The 16,620-nt window shown below is 50.3% G+C and carries 12 protein-coding genes and 1 pseudogene; 5 read left to right on the forward strand and 8 right to left on the reverse strand.

Annotated elements, in window-relative coordinates:
- Positions 1-6: 6 nt before the first annotated feature.
- Positions 7-942, reverse strand: a complete 936-nt coding sequence (locus tag M3194_RS01585; RefSeq protein WP_251651273.1) for an aldo/keto reductase — start codon at positions 940-942, stop codon at positions 7-9.
- Between the two features lie 150 nt (positions 943-1,092).
- On the opposite strand from M3194_RS01585, the gene M3194_RS31430 reads away from it, so the two are divergent.
- Both M3194_RS31430 and M3194_RS01595 read left to right on the forward strand, forming a co-directional pair.
- Positions 1,093-1,956 (forward strand): helix-turn-helix domain-containing protein, encoded by an 864-nt coding sequence (locus tag M3194_RS31430; RefSeq protein ID WP_251651274.1) that lies wholly within the window; start codon positions 1,093-1,095, stop codon positions 1,954-1,956.
- 105 nt (positions 1,957-2,061) lie between these two features.
- Positions 2,062-2,844 carry a phytanoyl-CoA dioxygenase family protein gene (locus M3194_RS01595; RefSeq protein ID WP_251651275.1) on the forward strand — a complete coding sequence of 261 codons (783 nt, stop codon included), beginning with the start codon at positions 2,062-2,064 and terminating at the stop codon, positions 2,842-2,844.
- On the opposite strand, the gene M3194_RS01600 is transcribed toward M3194_RS01595, so the two are convergent.
- Positions 2,824-3,741: an AraC family transcriptional regulator gene (locus M3194_RS01600; RefSeq protein WP_251651276.1), complete on the reverse strand. Its 918-nt coding sequence runs from the start codon at positions 3,739-3,741 to the stop codon at positions 2,824-2,826. The genes M3194_RS01595 and M3194_RS01600 overlap by 21 nt on opposite strands.
- Before the next feature lie 134 nt (positions 3,742-3,875).
- A complete protein-coding gene (locus tag M3194_RS01605) occupies positions 3,876-4,703 on the reverse strand; it encodes an AraC family transcriptional regulator (RefSeq protein ID WP_251651277.1) in 828 nt (275 codons plus the stop codon).
- Between the two features lie 113 nt (positions 4,704-4,816).
- Here M3194_RS01605 and lacZ point away from each other — a divergent pair, with 113 nt between their 5' ends.
- Both lacZ and M3194_RS01615 read left to right on the forward strand, forming a co-directional pair.
- Complete coding sequence (gene lacZ / locus M3194_RS01610; protein WP_251651278.1) at positions 4,817-7,921, forward strand: beta-galactosidase, LacZ type; 3,105 nt, start codon at positions 4,817-4,819, stop codon at positions 7,919-7,921.
- A 310-nt stretch (positions 7,922-8,231) separates the two neighbouring features.
- Positions 8,232-9,781: pseudogene (locus tag M3194_RS01615) on the forward strand (IS1182 family transposase).
- Positions 9,782-9,880: 99 nt separating this feature from the next.
- Here M3194_RS01615 and M3194_RS01620 read toward each other — a convergent pair.
- Positions 9,881-10,585 carry an HAD family hydrolase gene (locus M3194_RS01620; RefSeq protein ID WP_251651279.1) on the reverse strand — a complete coding sequence of 235 codons (705 nt, stop codon included), beginning with the start codon at positions 10,583-10,585 and terminating at the stop codon, positions 9,881-9,883.
- Between the two features lie 160 nt (positions 10,586-10,745).
- Between M3194_RS01620 and M3194_RS01625 the strand changes: the two genes are divergently transcribed.
- The gene (locus tag M3194_RS01625; RefSeq protein WP_251651280.1) at positions 10,746-11,618 is read left to right on the forward strand and encodes a dihydrodipicolinate synthase family protein; all 873 of its coding nucleotides are present in this window, start codon (positions 10,746-10,748) and stop codon (positions 11,616-11,618) included.
- A gap of 41 nt (positions 11,619-11,659) precedes the next feature.
- On the opposite strand, the gene M3194_RS01630 is transcribed toward M3194_RS01625, so the two are convergent.
- The 4 genes from M3194_RS01630 to M3194_RS01645 are packed head-to-tail and all read right to left on the reverse strand — an operon-like array spanning position 11,660 to position 16,554.
- On the reverse strand, positions 11,660-13,630 hold the full coding sequence (locus M3194_RS01630) for a glycoside hydrolase family 127 protein (protein WP_251651281.1): 1,971 nt from the start codon (positions 13,628-13,630) through the stop codon (positions 11,660-11,662).
- Positions 13,631-13,660: 30 nt separating this feature from the next.
- Positions 13,661-14,443: an HAD family hydrolase gene (locus M3194_RS01635; protein ID WP_251651282.1), complete on the reverse strand. Its 783-nt coding sequence runs from the start codon at positions 14,441-14,443 to the stop codon at positions 13,661-13,663.
- 36 nt (positions 14,444-14,479) lie between these two features.
- Positions 14,480-15,520: a Gfo/Idh/MocA family protein gene (locus M3194_RS01640; protein ID WP_251651283.1), complete on the reverse strand. Its 1,041-nt coding sequence runs from the start codon at positions 15,518-15,520 to the stop codon at positions 14,480-14,482.
- Entirely contained in the window at positions 15,517-16,554 is a 1,038-nt protein-coding gene (locus tag M3194_RS01645; RefSeq protein ID WP_251651284.1) for a zinc-dependent alcohol dehydrogenase family protein, read from the reverse strand. The genes M3194_RS01640 and M3194_RS01645 overlap by 4 nt, the downstream gene beginning before the upstream one ends.
- Between the last annotated feature and the right edge of the window lie 66 nt (positions 16,555-16,620).

Below are 16,620 nucleotides of genomic sequence, written 5' to 3' on the forward strand. Positions count from 1 at the left end.
ACTCCCCTATCGCTTGTTATACAGCGGAATTCCGCTGTCCCATGTCTGATTCAAGATTGGCTTCAGAATTTCTCTTACTTCCTCCAGCAGCTGCGCATTAATCGGTTCATCCACCCACATCGCATTTTTCGCGATGTTTGAAGGATTAGCCGTGCTGACCAACGTGGTTGGAATTCGCTCGTTCATGGTGGAGAACTGGACCGCAAGCCTTGCGATATCCTCGCCTTGTGCCTCGCAATACTCGGCTGCCTGCCTGCATGCCTCCTTCACTTCCCGGCTCGCCGGATGCCAATCCGGTGTGCCGCGCGTTCCAAGCAGTCCCATCGAGAGAGGCGAAGCATTCACAAGTCCGATTTTCTTCTCTTCTATTAAGGGCAGCAGCGACTCCAGCGATGTATCGTTCAAGGAATAATGACAATACGAGATGATCGCATCAATCTCCGCATGCGGCAGGAACTCCTCGAACAGGCTGAGCGGCAGGCCGCAAATCCCCGTATGGCGGATTTTCCCTTCTTCTTTTAACCGCTTAAGTGCCGGAATCGCTTCCTCGTAAATAAGGGCAGGCTCGACAAATTCAATATCATGAAGGAACAGAATATCCAGATAATCCGTATGCAACCGACGCAGACTCTCTTCTACGCTCGCGATTATCGTGCCGCTTCTGAAGTCAAATTCATCCGCGCCGTATCTTCCCGCTTTTGTCGACAAATAGTAACGGTCACGCGATACTTGCTTAAGCGCATTGCCCAGCACCGTCTCCGCTTTCTTCAGGCCGTAATAGGGCGATACATCGATCAGATTAATGCCTGCATCCAGCGCCGCATGAACCGTGCGGATGCTTTCGCCGTCATCCGTTTCGCGGAATACCGAACCAAGCGAAGATGCGCCAAAGCTGAGTGCCGATACTTCCAGACCGGTCTTGCCAAGCTTTCTATATTTCAATTTCCGTTCACTCCCGTCATGAAAATAATCTGGATTCACTATCTATATTCTATATCAGCATAATTACACATGAAAACGCTCTATTCCTGTAATTTTATGCTCAAATTTGTTATTATCTAAATTAAAAGGCAAGGAAGGAGATCTTATGCCGTGCGAGCTATACACAAACGTTTCGAGGATTCCGATCATTTCCCTTTCAGCCTTGTTTATCGGGATACCAAATCTCCGCAAAGCGAGCTTCCCGATCATCTGCATGATTGGTACGAGCTGGTGTATGTCTACTCCGGTAAAGGCACTTTCTTCATTAACCACAGCTTTTACGAAATGAACCCCGGCAATGTATTTCTAATACCCGGCAATACGGTTCACCGCGCCTTTCCGGATGAACAGTCGCCTGTTACGTCCAGCGCAATCTTCTTCGCTCCCCGGCTGATTCAGCCGATGGAGTTTGGCGAATCCCTTTCGCTTCTGCGCTGCTTTGAACAAGCAAGGAAAAGCAAATGCTACAAGCTGGAGCCGTCACAGGACGACCGCACAACCTTTTCCCGATTAATAGATAAGATGAATGAAGAATGGCTGAGTCAGCTTCCGAACTTCCGTGCGGCAATCGTCATCAGGCTGTATGATTTTCTGTTAACCTTAAACCGGATGTCATTGCAGAAGAGTGAGCCTCCACGAAGCTCCGGTACGGAGCCCGCATGGATTAGAACCATCCTCGATTATATCGAGGCTAACATTGGTGCAAGGGAGATGAGTCTCTCCGACCTGTCTTCCAGAGCAGCGGTCACGTATGCCCATTTCTCCCGCGTATTCAAACAATACACCGGCATGAACGTAAGCGAATATATCCTGATCAAGAAAATCATGCTGGCCAAAGAAAGGCTTATGCGGACAGACGATACGATTGGTTCCGTTTGCCTGGAATGCGGATTTGAAAGCGAGTCCTATTTCTATAAAAAGTTTAAGCTTGTAACAGGCATGACGCCTGTGGAGTACAGACGGAGCATACGTTGAACGTTGGCGATTCCCCCTTCTTTTTCGGCCGATTCACCAAGAAAATAAGCTTCCCCACCTTTATGATTATGGTGATATCACACGACATTGAAAGGGTGAACCGTCATGCTGGATAACACGGTTAAATTAACAGAAGAGCAAGTGAGCTATTACCGGGAGAATGGCTTTGTTCAGATTGATTCCATATTGTCTAAGGAGGAAGTAGAGGAGCTTCGTGGCTACCTGGAGGAAACGATGGGAGTACAAAACGGAAACTCCACCCAAACGGCGGCTTCCGGGGATATGTATTACAAAGTATTAAATCAACGGGTCAATACATGGAGAGATCACGGAGGAATGGCACGCTTTGTATTATCTCGCCGGTTTGCCGATGCGGCCAAGCAATTGACAGGTGCGGAAGGCATTCGTTTGTTCCACGATCATGCCTTGCTCAAGATGCCCCAGGATTCAAAGCCAACCCCTTGGCATCAAGACATGCCATACTGGCCGATGAATGAGCGAGGCGCTTTGTCCATTTGGATCGCCCTGGATGATGTAGACGAGAATAACGGATGCCTGATGCTCGTTCCCAAGTCACAAAAGATAAAGAACTTAAAGTCTATTGATCTCGTCAATCCCGAGGACATCTTCTCTGACGAGGGAGCCAAAGAGATTGACCGCAATACAGCAGCCGTTGTCCGGATGAAGGCCGGCAGCTGCAGCTTTCATGACGGGCTCACCTTCCATTACGCTCATGCCAATCAGACCGACAAACCGCGCCGGGCACTCGCGATTATCTTTATGCCGGACGGCACGACATACAGCGGGGCGAACCATATATGTACAGATGGCCTTGGTCTCGTGAAAGGCGATGTGCTTGCAGGCGGATTATTCCCTAAGCTGGCCTGATTCAGGAGCTCCTTTATGCCGCCTTCTGTATTGGCTGGGCGTTTCGCCTGCGGTCTTTTTGAATACGTGATTGAAATGACTCAGATCCTCGTATCCGGTATCCATCGCAATCTCGGCAATCCTGTCGCTTGTGGTGGCTAACAACTGCTTGGCCAGATGGATTCGTTCCGCATTCCGGTATTCCACGAAAGACATGCCGGTCTCTTGGCGGAACAAGACGGTGAACTTGCTCTGGCTCATGCCGGCCATCTGGCTGATCTGCTCGAGTGTAATCGACCTGGAAGGATGGCGCTTAATGAATTCGCAGATCCGGCCTATCACTTCTTGGTCATTGGGCAAAGACGGCAGAGAGTGGCTCCGATTGTTTACATACATTCGGCTGAGAATAATAAACAGTTCGATCAGCTTAGATTTGATCAGGTACTGGTACCCGCTCTCCTTGCGCCCATACTCCTTGATAAGCTGATCCAAGACACTTCGGATGTCGAGCATTTGCCGTGGCGACAACGTCAGCTTAGCTTGGAAGGATACATCGGAACGAAGGAACGGCTCCATATAGTAGAAGTCGATAAAGGAAGTGACGCTCGATAATGCGGTTAGCTCCCGTTCGAGCAGGGATGGAACGAATAATACATTTACGACCTCCATTCCCTCTTTGTGATCGATCGTATAGGCATGTTCCATGCCAGGCTCGATGATGAACACATCGCCTGCATGGATCGGAAAGGTGTTCCCGTCATACTCATGGACGCCAGAACCCTGACTAATAATGACGAGCTCCACGAATTCGTGCCGATGCAGCGGAATAACCGTGCCCTGATTCAGTTGATAGGGTTCAATATGGAAGAGAAAGCTTTGGCTCTCCAAATGCTGCTCGTTCCTTAATTCATTGTTCATATAATCCCCCGTCACATCTAAGGCGCTTTGCGACAACGCATTGCGCTTTTTCTAATCCCTTATGAAATGTAAACCTTTGCAAGCTCAACTTTACGTCGTTTTAACTCCACCGTCAATAAACTCGTCTTATCGTTTTACGGAACAAGCCCATGCAGTTTTTTGAATGCCTCCGGATTCATTCCGTTCAATTTGCGAAAGACGGCGCCGTAATAGCTGGAGCTCTCGAATCCCACTCTGCCCGCTATTTCATACATTTTCATAGCCGGGTGTTGGAACATCAGCTGCTTGCTTCGTTTGATGCGCTGCTGATTGATATATTCCATGGGCCTGATATTCATCGTTTGCTGAAAGATCCTGCACAGATATTGGGGGGTAACGGATGCTACGTCAGCCAGCTCGGCTAGTGTCAACGCTCTCTGCAGGTTATTCTCGATATATTGCAGAACCGGCTTGACCCGGTCAAACTCTTGATGCGAATGGGACGGCGTCAGCAGTTGATACTTCAGGTCAATAAGAAGACCATACAGCAGCTTCGAGCGTTCCAGGTTCGTTTCTTGTTCATTGTCCATGGCTAACGTCAGCATCTGCTCCAGCGGCTTGATCAGCTTATTCTCCTTTAACCTGCCTGTCCCCGATTCGCCAATTCCGGCAAACAACAGCATCTGGTCAGCTTCACGCCCGTTAAACGATACCCAGGACACCTTCCATTGCTGGTTAAGCGGTCTATAGGAATGCGGCATATCCGGATATAAAAAGAACACGTTGCCCGGATCAACCTTAAACGCTTTGCCGTTCACGACAACCTCTCCGAAGCCGTCCAATACTTGATGCATTTGATAATCGGGAAAGCCTTCCGGGCGGTGCGTTTCGATTTGATGCTCCCAATAGCCAACCGTCGTTGCGTATAGCGGGAGGCCTGAAGTTTCATCCTGCGAGCAAAAGATATAGTTCCCCTCCATCATGCAGCCTCCGTTTCATATTTTTAGAGTTGAATGTAATATCCTTATATTTTATAAGTATACTTTCATCCTTATAATATGAATATACTATCATTGAATTTTAGGAGTTGAAAATTTTGCGATCCAAACTTAACTATCAACCACCTGCCAACGGCTATCCGGAATGGAACAATAACCCGGAGATCTTCCAGCTTAATCGTCTTCCTGCACACGCTTCCATGATGTCCTACCGTTCTTTGGAAGAAGCGCTTGCCGGAGATAAAGCCTCTTCGGAGCGCTATTATTCATTAAACGGAACCTGGAAATTCGCCTTTGCGGAAGTTCCGGAGAAACGCATTCAGAACTTCTATGAAACGGACTATGACGCGAGCGGCTGGACGGACATGCCCGTCCCTTCCCACTGGCAGTTCCAGGGCTTCGATTATCCGCAATATACGAATGTTCGCTATCCATGGGCCGTATCGGAGCCGGATTTGCTTCCGCCGTTTGCCCCTACCAAATACAATCCGGTTGGCTCCTATATCCGCGCTTTTGATGTTCCCAAGTCATGGAGCGGTCAAGCGGTCTATCTGAGCTTCCAGGGTGTGGAATCCGCTTTTTATGTGTGGCTGAACGGCGAGCTTGTGGGTTACAGCGAGGATACCTTTACGCCGGCTGAATTCGATATTACTCCTTATCTGATTGAAGGCGAGAACAAGCTTGCGGTTGAGGTTTACCGCTGGTGTGACGCCAGCTGGCTGGAAGACCAGGATTTCTGGCGCCTTAGCGGTATTTTCCGCGATGTGTATTTGTATACGAAGCCTAACTTGAACATCTCTGACTTCTTCGTTCGCACTAATCTGGATGAAGAGTACCGCAATGCCGAACTCACCGTTAACCTTACTCTCGAAAACTACTATAACGAAGCTGCAAACGGTGTCCGCGTCGAAGCTCAATTGTACGACGCCGATCAGCAGACCGTATGGCAAGAACCGGTTGTGGCATTTGCAGGCGATGGCGAGCATCAGCTCTTGCTCACCGGCCAGGTCGATAATCCGCTCAAATGGAGCGCCGAAGCTCCCCATTTGTACACGCTGGTTCTTTCGCTTAAGAAGGAAGACGGCCTCATCGAAACGCATAGCAATAAAGTAGGCTTCCGGTCGTTCGAATTAAAGGACGGCTTGATGCAAATCAACGGCAAGCGAATTGTGTTCAAAGGGACTAATCGTCATGAGTTCTCCTGCGATACGGGCCGGGCTTTGTCCAAGGAAGACATGATCCGGGACATCATTCTGATGAAAACCCATAACATCAATGCTGTCCGTACCTCCCATTACCCGAACCAATCTGTCTGGTATGAGCTCTGCGATGAGTACGGTCTCTACGTGATTGACGAGACGAACCTGGAAACCCATGGTTCATGGTGTTATGGCCAGCAGGATCTGCCTGCTCATACGGTTCCGGGCAGTCATCCGGAGTGGCGCGAGAACGTGCTGGACCGTTGCAACTCCATGTTCCAGCGGGATAAGAATCACCCGTCGATCGTCATCTGGTCGCTTGGCAATGAATCCTTCGGCGGCGATAACTTTATTGTGATGCATGATTACTTGAAAGAAGTCGATCCAACAAGACTTGTGCATTACGAAGGGGTTTGCCATTACCGTCCTTCAGAGGCTGCGACGGATATCGAATCCACGATGTACGTAAGACCTAACGAAGTTGAGAATTATGCGCGCAGCAATCCCAAGAAGCCTTACATTCTGTGCGAGTACTCCCATGCCATGGGCAATTCTTGCGGCGGACTTCATAAATACACGGAGCTGTTTGATAAATACGAAATTTTGCAGGGCGGATTTATTTGGGACTGGGTCGATCAAGCGATCCGTACGACTACGGCAGACGGCGTAGAATATCTCGCTTATGGCGGAGATTTCGGCGAAACTCCGCACGACGGCAATTTCAGCGGCAACGGATTGTTATTTGCGGACCGGACCGTGACTCCCAAGCTGCATGAAGTGAAGAAATGCTACCAGAATATTGATGTTTCATCCATCAATTTGGCAGACCGGACAGTAAGCATCAAGAATAAAAACCTGTTCACCGATCTAGCCGCATACGATCTGAAATGGAAGGTGCAGCTGGAAGGACAGACGGTGCAGGATGGCAGCTTGAAGGTAACGCTGGCACCAGGCGAGACAACGGAAGTAACGATTCCATACTCCTCTTCGTCCACTGAGCAAGAAGCGGTACTGAATATTTCCTTCGTTCAGCCTGAAGCATCAACATGGGCAGCTGCAGAGCATGAAATCGCATGGGAGCAATTCGTATTGTCGCCACTTGCGGCGAAGACGAATATTCGTATCGCCGATACGACGGCGGCTCCGCTGCAGGCTGAAGAGAAGCCGGATACGTTAGCTATCGGCAATCAGCAATTTGCGGTTACGTTCAACCGATTATCCGGTGATATCGTATCCTATGTTCAGGGTAATATTGAGCAATTGCTTGAGCCGGTTCGACCTAATTTCTGGCGGGCAGTGACGGATAATGACCTGGGCAACAAAATGCCGGAGCGCTGCGCGATTTGGAGGGATGCCGGCGCTACGAAGCAGCTCATTCATTTCTCTTGGAATGCAATCGCTGATCATTATAGCGTTACAACCGTACATCATCTGGCAACCAATCCTGTCTCCACCTTAAAAATCGACTATACGGTTCATCAAGACGGCTCGATTGATGTCAATGAACAGCTCCTGCCAGGCAGTGACAAGCTGCCTGAGATTCCGGAGTTTGGCATGTTGTTCGTGCTTAATGGAAGCCTGGACACTATCTCGTGGTATGGCTTAGGTCCGCATGAGAACTATTGGGATCGTAAGACCGGCGCCAAATTAGGCAGCTACACCGGCAAGGTGCAGGATCAGTTTGTTCCTTATTTGCGCCCTCAGGAATGCGGCAACAAAACGAATGTCCGTCATGCTCGGATTACGAAGGGTACGGACGGAAACGGCTTGCGCTTCAACAGCGCTACGGTGATGGAAATCAATGCGTTGCCATGGACACCGGAAGAGCTTGAAGCAAATGATCATCCGTACAAACTGCCCATCTCTTCGAAAACGGTCGTGCGAGTAAACGACAAGCAAATGGGCGTTGGCGGCGACGACAGCTGGGCTGCTCCCATCCATCCGGAATACAAGTTATTCGCCAACCGGCCTTATAACTTTGCATTCACGATTTCGTTCATTTAACTTGTTCCATAAAGAAGGGGGTGTCCCATAAGTCATGTAAATGACGATGGGACACCCCCTTTGTTTGTATTTGGGCTAAACAGCAGCCTGCGCATGAAATGTTCTTCCGATCGCCATTGCTCAGGGATTCCTTCGAATCAACGAGGTATGGTTGGCATCCCTTCACAAAAGCGAACGCTGACGCTTCTCCAGAATCATTTCATGCTCCGTCTGCCCTTAACCTGTTCATAAAATGCTCAAACTAAAAGAAGCCGACCCTTGTTAAAATGGAGGTACCACCCAACCATTCTAAGTAAAGAGAGGCTTCTTTATGTACAAAGAATATACCATGGATCAACTGTCCTTGCCAATGGACTTGCAAGAAGATATCCCCGAAAATCATCTCGTACGCGTCATCAACGATGCGGTCAATCGCTTAGATATGAAGCTCTTCACCAAAGCTTATCCCGGAGGTGGCCGGGACAGCTACCACCCCAAAATGCTCATGAAAGTCGTTATCTACGCGTATACACAGCGCATCTACTCCTCTCGCCAAATTGCCAAAGCAGTACGTGAAAATATCATGTTTATGTGGCTGGCTGCTAGGCAGCGTCCAGATTTCCGTACCATTAACCGTTTCCGCTCAGAGCGTATGAAAGACGTTCTAGAGACGGTATTTACAGCTGTTCTTCAATTTCTCAAGGAAGAGAACTTCATCAAGCTGGAGCACTACTTCTTGGATGGGACGAAAATCGAGGCGAATGCCAACCGTTACACGTTTGTATGGGGCAAAGCTGTCGTTAAACAGAAGATGAAGCTTCAAGAAAAGGTGCAAACCTTGTTCGCTGCCATTGAAGAGGCAGAGAAACAGGAAGACCAGGCGCTGAATAACTTGGACCTTCCTGAGCTCGGAGAGGCTTCCGCTATCACGAGCGAAAAGCTGGAGCAAGCTGTTCAGCAATTAGAAAGCAAGCTTCAAGAAAAGCCGAAGGACAAACCGCTAAAGAAAGCCGTTCGCCTTGTCCGGATGGATCTTCTGCCTCGCCTGCAAAATATGAAGGGCAGCAAGAAACGCTTGGCAGCCGAAACAGTTTCAGCAAAACCGACACCGATGCAACATTCATGCGCATGAAGGAAGACCACATGCGCAATGGACAATTAAAACCCGGATATAACGTGCAGATCGGAACAGAAGACCAATTTATTCTCAGTTACAGTATTCATCAACGTCCAACGGATACCCGTTGTCTCAAGCCACACCTGGATAAAGTGAAAGCTTCATTGGGTGAATTACCGGGAACCATCATCACAGATGCAGGTTATGGGAGCGAAGAAAATTATGCTTACCTAGAGTCTGAAGAACAACGAGCACTTGTAAAATACAATACTTATCATAAAGAAAACACCAAAGCATGGAAGCAAGATATAAGCAAGTTCGAGAACTGGTTGTATGACGAGAATGAAGATTCGTGGACATGTGCAGCAGGACAGAAACTGCTATTTCGCTATGAAAGCAAAAGCTTAACCGAGAGCGGATACGAGATCGTTACTCGCAACTATCGCAGTATTTCCTGCGAGGGCTGTCCGCTAAAGGACAGGTGTACAAAGGCACAAGGAGATCGAGAAATAAAGGTCAGCATGGAATATCTTCGACTCAAGCAGCAAGCGAGAGAGCAACTAAAGAGCGAGGATGGACATGTCTTGTCGGTTCGACGGATGCATGAGCCGGAAAGTGTGTTTGGCCAAATAAAGAATAACCGGGGATTCCGCAGATTTCTGCTTCGAGGCTTGCCGAAAGTGAGCCTCGAGGTCGGGTGGCTTTCCCTTGCCCATAACTTGCTGAAGAAAGCAGCAAGAGCAAAAATATCGCTGCAAGGGTAACCCTCTGCAGCGATATTTTCATGAAAAAACGTTTATATTTACCTATGCGAGCCGTCTTTATAGTGAGCGATCACCTTTTGAGACGGCCTCTTTCATGTTCTATTGGACCGAACCGATATTTCGCAATTGGATTTGGCCAATCAGCTCAGATGGCCGGCTTAGCTTCGGATACCCCGTGATCTTGCCTGCCCAATCCTCCGTAAGAAACCATGTGGCATGGTAAGCATGCAGCCCATAGCTTGAAGCTCCTGTCAGTTCATTAGAGCCCCCGTCTCCGACAAATATGGCCTCAGAGGGTAATACGCCTAGTCTCTGACAAGCAAGCTGATAGATGACAGGCTCGGGCTTGGCTGAGTGAACGGCATAGGAAAAGACGACATCGTCAAAATACGGCGCTAAAGCACTAGCCTCCCATGCTTTTACTTCTTCTGGCGTGCAATTACTAATTAGGCCGATCTTGACGCCTTCCGAGCGAAGCTGTTCGAGCATCTCCAGAACGGAGGAGTCTATCCCGTTAAAAGGAATGGACTTGGAAGCAATCCTTTGCTCATGGATAGCATGAATGCTCTCTTCGGGCACATCATGTCCAAGAGTATTCAAGATATCTTCCAATACCGAAGGAAAATCGGGAAACGTCCCGTTCATCCTATGCTCCTGTCTCTTTTTCCACTCCGCTTCAAAAAGCTTGCTATCAATCCCCAGCTGCGCAACAAAATGATTCGAACGCGACGCCTTCCTTTTCCCGTTCTCAAACTCGGTGATAAGTGTTTCGAACAAATCAAAAAATACGGCCTGGATTCTCATCTTATTGCTCCCTCTATTCTCATTTGGAAACAATACCTCTAGTTGAATATAACGAATCATTCGTTAGTTTGTAAATTGATTTTCCCGTATCTCTTCCTATCGGATATCAATTGTGCTAGTATAGCGGCACAAAACGTTAAATGAGGAGGCCGCATAAATAATGGCGCAATTTCGTTACTCGCCTTACAGCGTCGCCATGATTACCCCGTTCAATCTGGACGATTCCATAGACGAATCGGGTATTAACCGCATGGTCCAATATTACCTGGAGCATCAAGTCCCCGCTCTGATTGTCAGCGGATCTACCGGAGAACAGCATTCCTTATCCATAGACGAGAGAATTCAACTCTATCAAACGGTCAGACAAGCGGCGCCTTCGGAAATGGCTTTATATGCGGGAGTTGCCGCAATCCGGACTCGAGATGCGGTCCGCCTCGCCGCGGAAGCTGAGCGAGCCGGACATTCTGCTATTATGCTTGGTTTCCCGCCATATGTCCGCCCGAATCAGCCGGAAGCTGCCGCCTATGTGGAGTCGGTTTGCTCAGCAACCGCATTGCCGGTCATGCTCTACAATAACCCGACGCGTACTGGATTTAATCTGGAGCATCAGACCCTCATCAGTCTCGCGAATAAATTCCCTCAGATTACTTCAATCAAAGAAACGGGCAGCCCGGATGGCGTCATCCGGGTAAAAGAAGAACTTGGAGCCGATTTTCAGGTCTTGTCGGGAATCGACGCGACAATCGCGGACTACTATACCAAGGGCTATGACGGCTTAACGAGCGTTGCGGGCAATCTATTCCCTGTTGAAATGAAAGCTATTGTTCGGCTCCTAGGGTCGGGACGGCACGAGGAAGCCGATTTAAGGTTAAAGGCTCTCCAGCCAAAGCTGGAGCTGATCGGAAGCCTCGGCTGGATCAAGGCGATTCGTCATGCTTTTGCGGAGCAAGGCATCATCTCCGGCGGTTTCCGCGAACCGTTTGCTCCATTAACCTCGGAGGAACAAGCAGCACTGCGCGCCGCTATGCAATAACGCCAAATAAAGCCGCCTTGCTAGCAAGGCGGCTCTCATTTCTATTCAATCGTCCGGTAAAGCTTCTGCTCCCAGCCTTCCTGTTGAACAGGATGCTCGTGCTGCAGCCAGAGAACCATCGTCCCCCGGGAACGGTTATTCCAATACGGATAAGGAATTGCCGTAAGCGGATTGCCCGCCTCATCCTTCGTCCTGACTAATACCGCCCCGTCGAAGAAACCGGCATCATATTCCGTCTCGAACACGGGATTCAGCGGCAGCTTGCGCTCCATATGATTCTCGCGCAGTGCCTCGCGAGTATAGAGGACCGTATCGTTAAGGAACTTCTCATTATCCACCGACTCCAGACAATACAATACAGGTCCGCGGCGGATCGCCGCTTTGTCCGCATGAGTCGTCACAATCGGATGAACCTCAACCAGATGAACGGGCATTTCAAGCGCAAGCTGGATTTGGTCTCCCGGAGACCATGCCCTGCTCAACACCGCATATCCGTTTTCCAGTTCAAAGCTGACCGCTTGATCGTTCACGCGAATAACATGCTGATCGCACCATTCCGGTATGCGCAGCCGAACCTCGAAGGACGCCTCCCGCTCCGGAGTAACCGTAATGTTCACAGCACCTTCCCAAGGATAATTCGTCTGCTGCCTGAACGTCACCGGAACATCTCCGATGGTCAACTCGCTTTCGCTTCCGATATACAGATTGACGAAAGCTCCCTTATTGTCATAAGCGTAAATATAAGAGGCCAGCTCCGGCAGAATCTTGATAATCATCGGCGGGCAGCATGGGCAGGAATGCCATTCCCAACGGTTATGGCCGCCTTTGCTGACCAGCGGATTCTCGTAAAAATACTTATGTCCGTCGATCGAACGTCCGGCCAGCACGATATTATAGAGAATCGTCTCGAGCTTATCGATATAGCGGCTTTCGCCGGTAGCGAGGAACAGATTCCAGCTAAAGAAGCCCATGCCCGCGCCCGCGCAAGTCTCCAAATAACCGTTATCCGGCAGCTCGTAGTTGGCGCCAAACTTCTCGTCATGATGAACGGCGCCGACACCGCCCGTAATATGGGATTTCTGATACGAAATGTTGTCCCACAGCTTCTTCGCCGTTTCCAGGTAAGCTGCTTCGCCAGTGCATAGATAGAGCGCTGTCAGACCCGTGTACAAAAGCGTCGCGCGTACCGCATGTCCTACAGCTTCCTCCTGCTCCAGAACCGGCTTATGATCCTGCGCGTATTCCCCGCCATGCGAGTATCTGCCCTCATGATTGCCCCGGTTATGAATCCAGAAGGTAACGAGCTCCAGGTAATCGTTTGCCTCAAACGGTACTTTCATCGCAGCTCCAAGCTCAGGCTCATCCTGGGCAAGCTGATACAGCTTTAATACGGCTTCTTCCGGCAGCGAGTGCGCCGGAACAATATTGCGCTTTGGCGGAGCCCCCATAATCTCGCTCATATGATTGGCATACAAAACTGCGGCTTTGAGCAGCGTTGTTTTACCGGTTGCCTTGTAGTGGTGAACAGCCGCTTCAATTAAGCAACCGGCATTGTACACGTCATGCTGCCATCTCAAGAATCCGCCGTTCTCCCCCCAGCGCTGGCCGGGACGGTCAAGAGTCGTATACGTATTGATATATCCGTCACCAACGGCCGCTTGCGCGCGGACGATTCGTTCAATAATATCGTCTACGCGATGATCCAGCTGTTCATCGTAAGCCACCGCCAATATATCCGAAATCCCTCGAATCGTTTCATAGATCAGGCCGTCGAACCAGGGCTCGCCGGAATGGAAGCCGCCTGCTCCCTCCGCAACAAAATCAAAGTTCCGCAAGGCGCCGTCGTTCTCGAATTTATTTAATACATCGTACGTGGTTACTTCCCGCAGAACCTTCAATTTGGGCTCCCAGAACGTATCCTGGATTCGTACGGATTGAACCGGGACATTATGAACCGCTTGGTGCTTATAGGTAATAGGCTTCTTATTCATCTCCGTTGCTTTGAAAGACAAACCCGGACACCCCTTTGCATGAAATTATTATTATACCGCAAGCAAATCGTTTAACGCCTGACCAACCGTATCCGCGCGATGCGTCGCCGTCCGAAGGACCGTCCCGTGGGAATGGGACATCGCAAAGCTGTAGGAGCATATCCGGAACATAGCCAGATCATTAAACGAGTCGCCTATGCATGCCGTTTCATCCCTGCGAATTCCCAACAGCTCCATTAAAGCTTCCACAGCCGCTCCCTTATCTACCCCGCCGGGCATCACATCAATACCGTCCGGGTCGGAAAAGGAGGCGGTAATGCGGCTTCCGAACTGTTGATCCAGCTCTTCCAGCATCCGTTCAAGCAGCGGCACCTCCCCATAGACGGAGAACTTCGTAACCGTCATGCCGTTTGCCATATCGGAGACGACTTGGCGGCGCTCGATTAACGGAGTCAGAAACCGCTGACCGACCCGCTCCGTATCGGCTGTCTGCTCGGCAACATAATTGCCTTCGCCTCCGCAAATAACCGTAACCAGATCAGCCGGTGCCGTCTTCTGATGCACGGCTAACGCCAGCTCGGATTGGAACTGGCTGGCCCGGATAACCGTTCCGTCCCGGTCCACAATGGTGGCGCCATTTTGGCAAACCGCATAACAAGGTACGGCAAGCAGCTCCATCACGACCTTAATCTCTTCATGCATGCGGCCGGAAGCCAGACAGATATGAACGCCTTGCCGGTGAGCCAAGCGGATAGCTTCGATATCCTCCGCGCGAATCTGCTTGCTTCTGTCCATTAACGTACCGTCGATATCCGAGACAAAGAGCTTGATCAACGTTCATCCACCTCATCGCCAATTAGATCTTGTTCTTTACGGGTGATTTACCCGTACTCTGCGTCCCTGCTCATACGACTGGATTGCGGCTTCCGCAATTAACAGAGCCCGGTAACCCGCGGACGCGTGAACCGGAGGAGCCTCGCCATTGCGAAGGGCTTGCAGCAGCGCATCCGCGTGCTTATCGAACGTCCGGTGGAATTCGCGGTCCACATCGTTGAAATAACCGGCTTCCCAGCTCTCTCCGACCTCGTTGCCCGCAGCATGATACGTATACTTTTTCACTGTATCCTGGATCACGCAACGTCCAAGCGAACCGTTAATCTCTACGCGGTGAGTGTCCGGATAAGCATAGGACGATTCATAGCTGCCAACCAGGCTGCCAACCGCCCCACTCTCAAATCGCAGCGCGAGGGACAAAGTCCGATAGCCGCCGCCTGTCTTATCGGACATTTCTGCCATAACCGACTCGACCGGTCCGCATAGATGCTCCAGCATGTCAAACCCGTGGCACTGCGTCTCGATAAGATTGGCATGCGGATGATCGCTGCTGCCTTCTCCTCCAAACCTCCAGGTCGCGAAGGAAAGCTCGCCAAGCTTTCCTCCTTGGATAGCCTCGTGAGCAAGCTCTACCGGTTTGGCGAAGCGGTGATTGAAATTAATAGCGAAGAATACATTCCGTTTGGTTGCTTCGTTCAGTAGAATATCCGCTTCCTTCCGATCAAACACCAACGGCTTCTCGACGAGCAAGGGAAAGCCCGCCTGAATCACTTCTAAGGTAGCTTCGAAATGCCCTTGGTTCGGAAGGCACATGCTGACCAGATCGGGAGTCTCTCGCTCAAGCATATCCGCAATCCGCGTATACGCTTTCGTTCCGTATAATGCGGCTTTCTCCTCAGTCCTTGCGGCGTTGCGCCCGACAATGGCGCAGAAATCCACATCCGGCCTTGCTTCCCAAATCCGCGCATGCTGCAATCCCCAGCTGCCCGCCGATTGGAAGCCTTCCGATCTTCCGCGGGCACTTACGGTTCCGCCGGCGCCAATTAAAGCCACTTTCAGCTTGTTCGCTTCACTCATTGTTCAATTAACACCTTTCCTGTATTCCCCTCGAAGAAGAGCTCGTAGGCCTCCTGAATTTGATCCATGCCGTATCGGTGCGTAATGATTTGCCGCAAATAAGGAAGATGCTTAAGAATAAGTTCATGATTCTCCGCCAGCTCGTTATATTGGAAATATTCGCTTCCGAGCACGGCGCGCTCAGGGGCAATAACATCGTTGGATACGCCAAGATTCAATTCTTGGCCATGACCGACACAGACAAGGACACCGCGCTGGTTAAGCGCGTCGAGGGATGTGCGTCTGCCGGACGTCTTGCCGCTCGTATCAATCGCAATGTCAACGCCTTCAAGTCCAGCCTCCCGGATCGCGTCAGTGACCAAGCGGTTCGACAGCTGAACCGGAATCGCTCCCATCTTCTCCGCAAGCTCCAGACGGTAATCCACGTAATCCATAATAAATACCGGCGTCCTTTCGCCAAGCAGCAGCTTCGCCATCGCCAGAACGCCAAGGCCAATGGGACCCGCCCCTGCCACAAGCACGGATTGAATGTCGGGATGAACCAGCTTCGCGCGCTTGATCGCATGTCCGCCAGTCCCCATAATATCGAGCAGCATGGTTGCTTCGCTTAACGGAATAGATGGATCCACCGGGAAGAAGACATTTTCGTTAACGACGATATAAGGCGCATAACCTCCATCGTGGGTAAAGCCGTAATCCGCTCTCTTCTGCAGACATTGGTTCGTGAATCCTAGCTTGCAGCTGCGGCATTCCCCGCAGAAATCCATCAGGAAGACGACGCCATGAGTCCCGATTGCAGTCCCTGCATCTTCGCCTGCACCAACAACAATGCCTGCGGCTTCATGACCGGGCACGGTTGTGCTCCCGTCATAATATTGGCTGCGGTCCGAGCCGCAGAGAGCATTGGCCTTCACCTGAAGAAGAAGCTGGCCTTTGCCCGGTACAGGTACCGGCTTCTCTCCGTACTCGATTTTCCCTTGGCCGACAAAAAGCGGTATGTTCATTGTTTGCGGTATATGAAAAACTTGACTCATCTTCTCCATCTCCTTAAACGTTCACATTATCGTTCATGTATAAGGGTGCAACTAGGCACCCCTTCA

Origin of the sequence: Paenibacillus glycanilyticus, from assembly GCF_023715145.1 — a bacterium.
GTDB lineage: Bacteria > Bacillota > Bacilli > Paenibacillales > Paenibacillaceae > Pristimantibacillus > Pristimantibacillus glycanilyticus_A.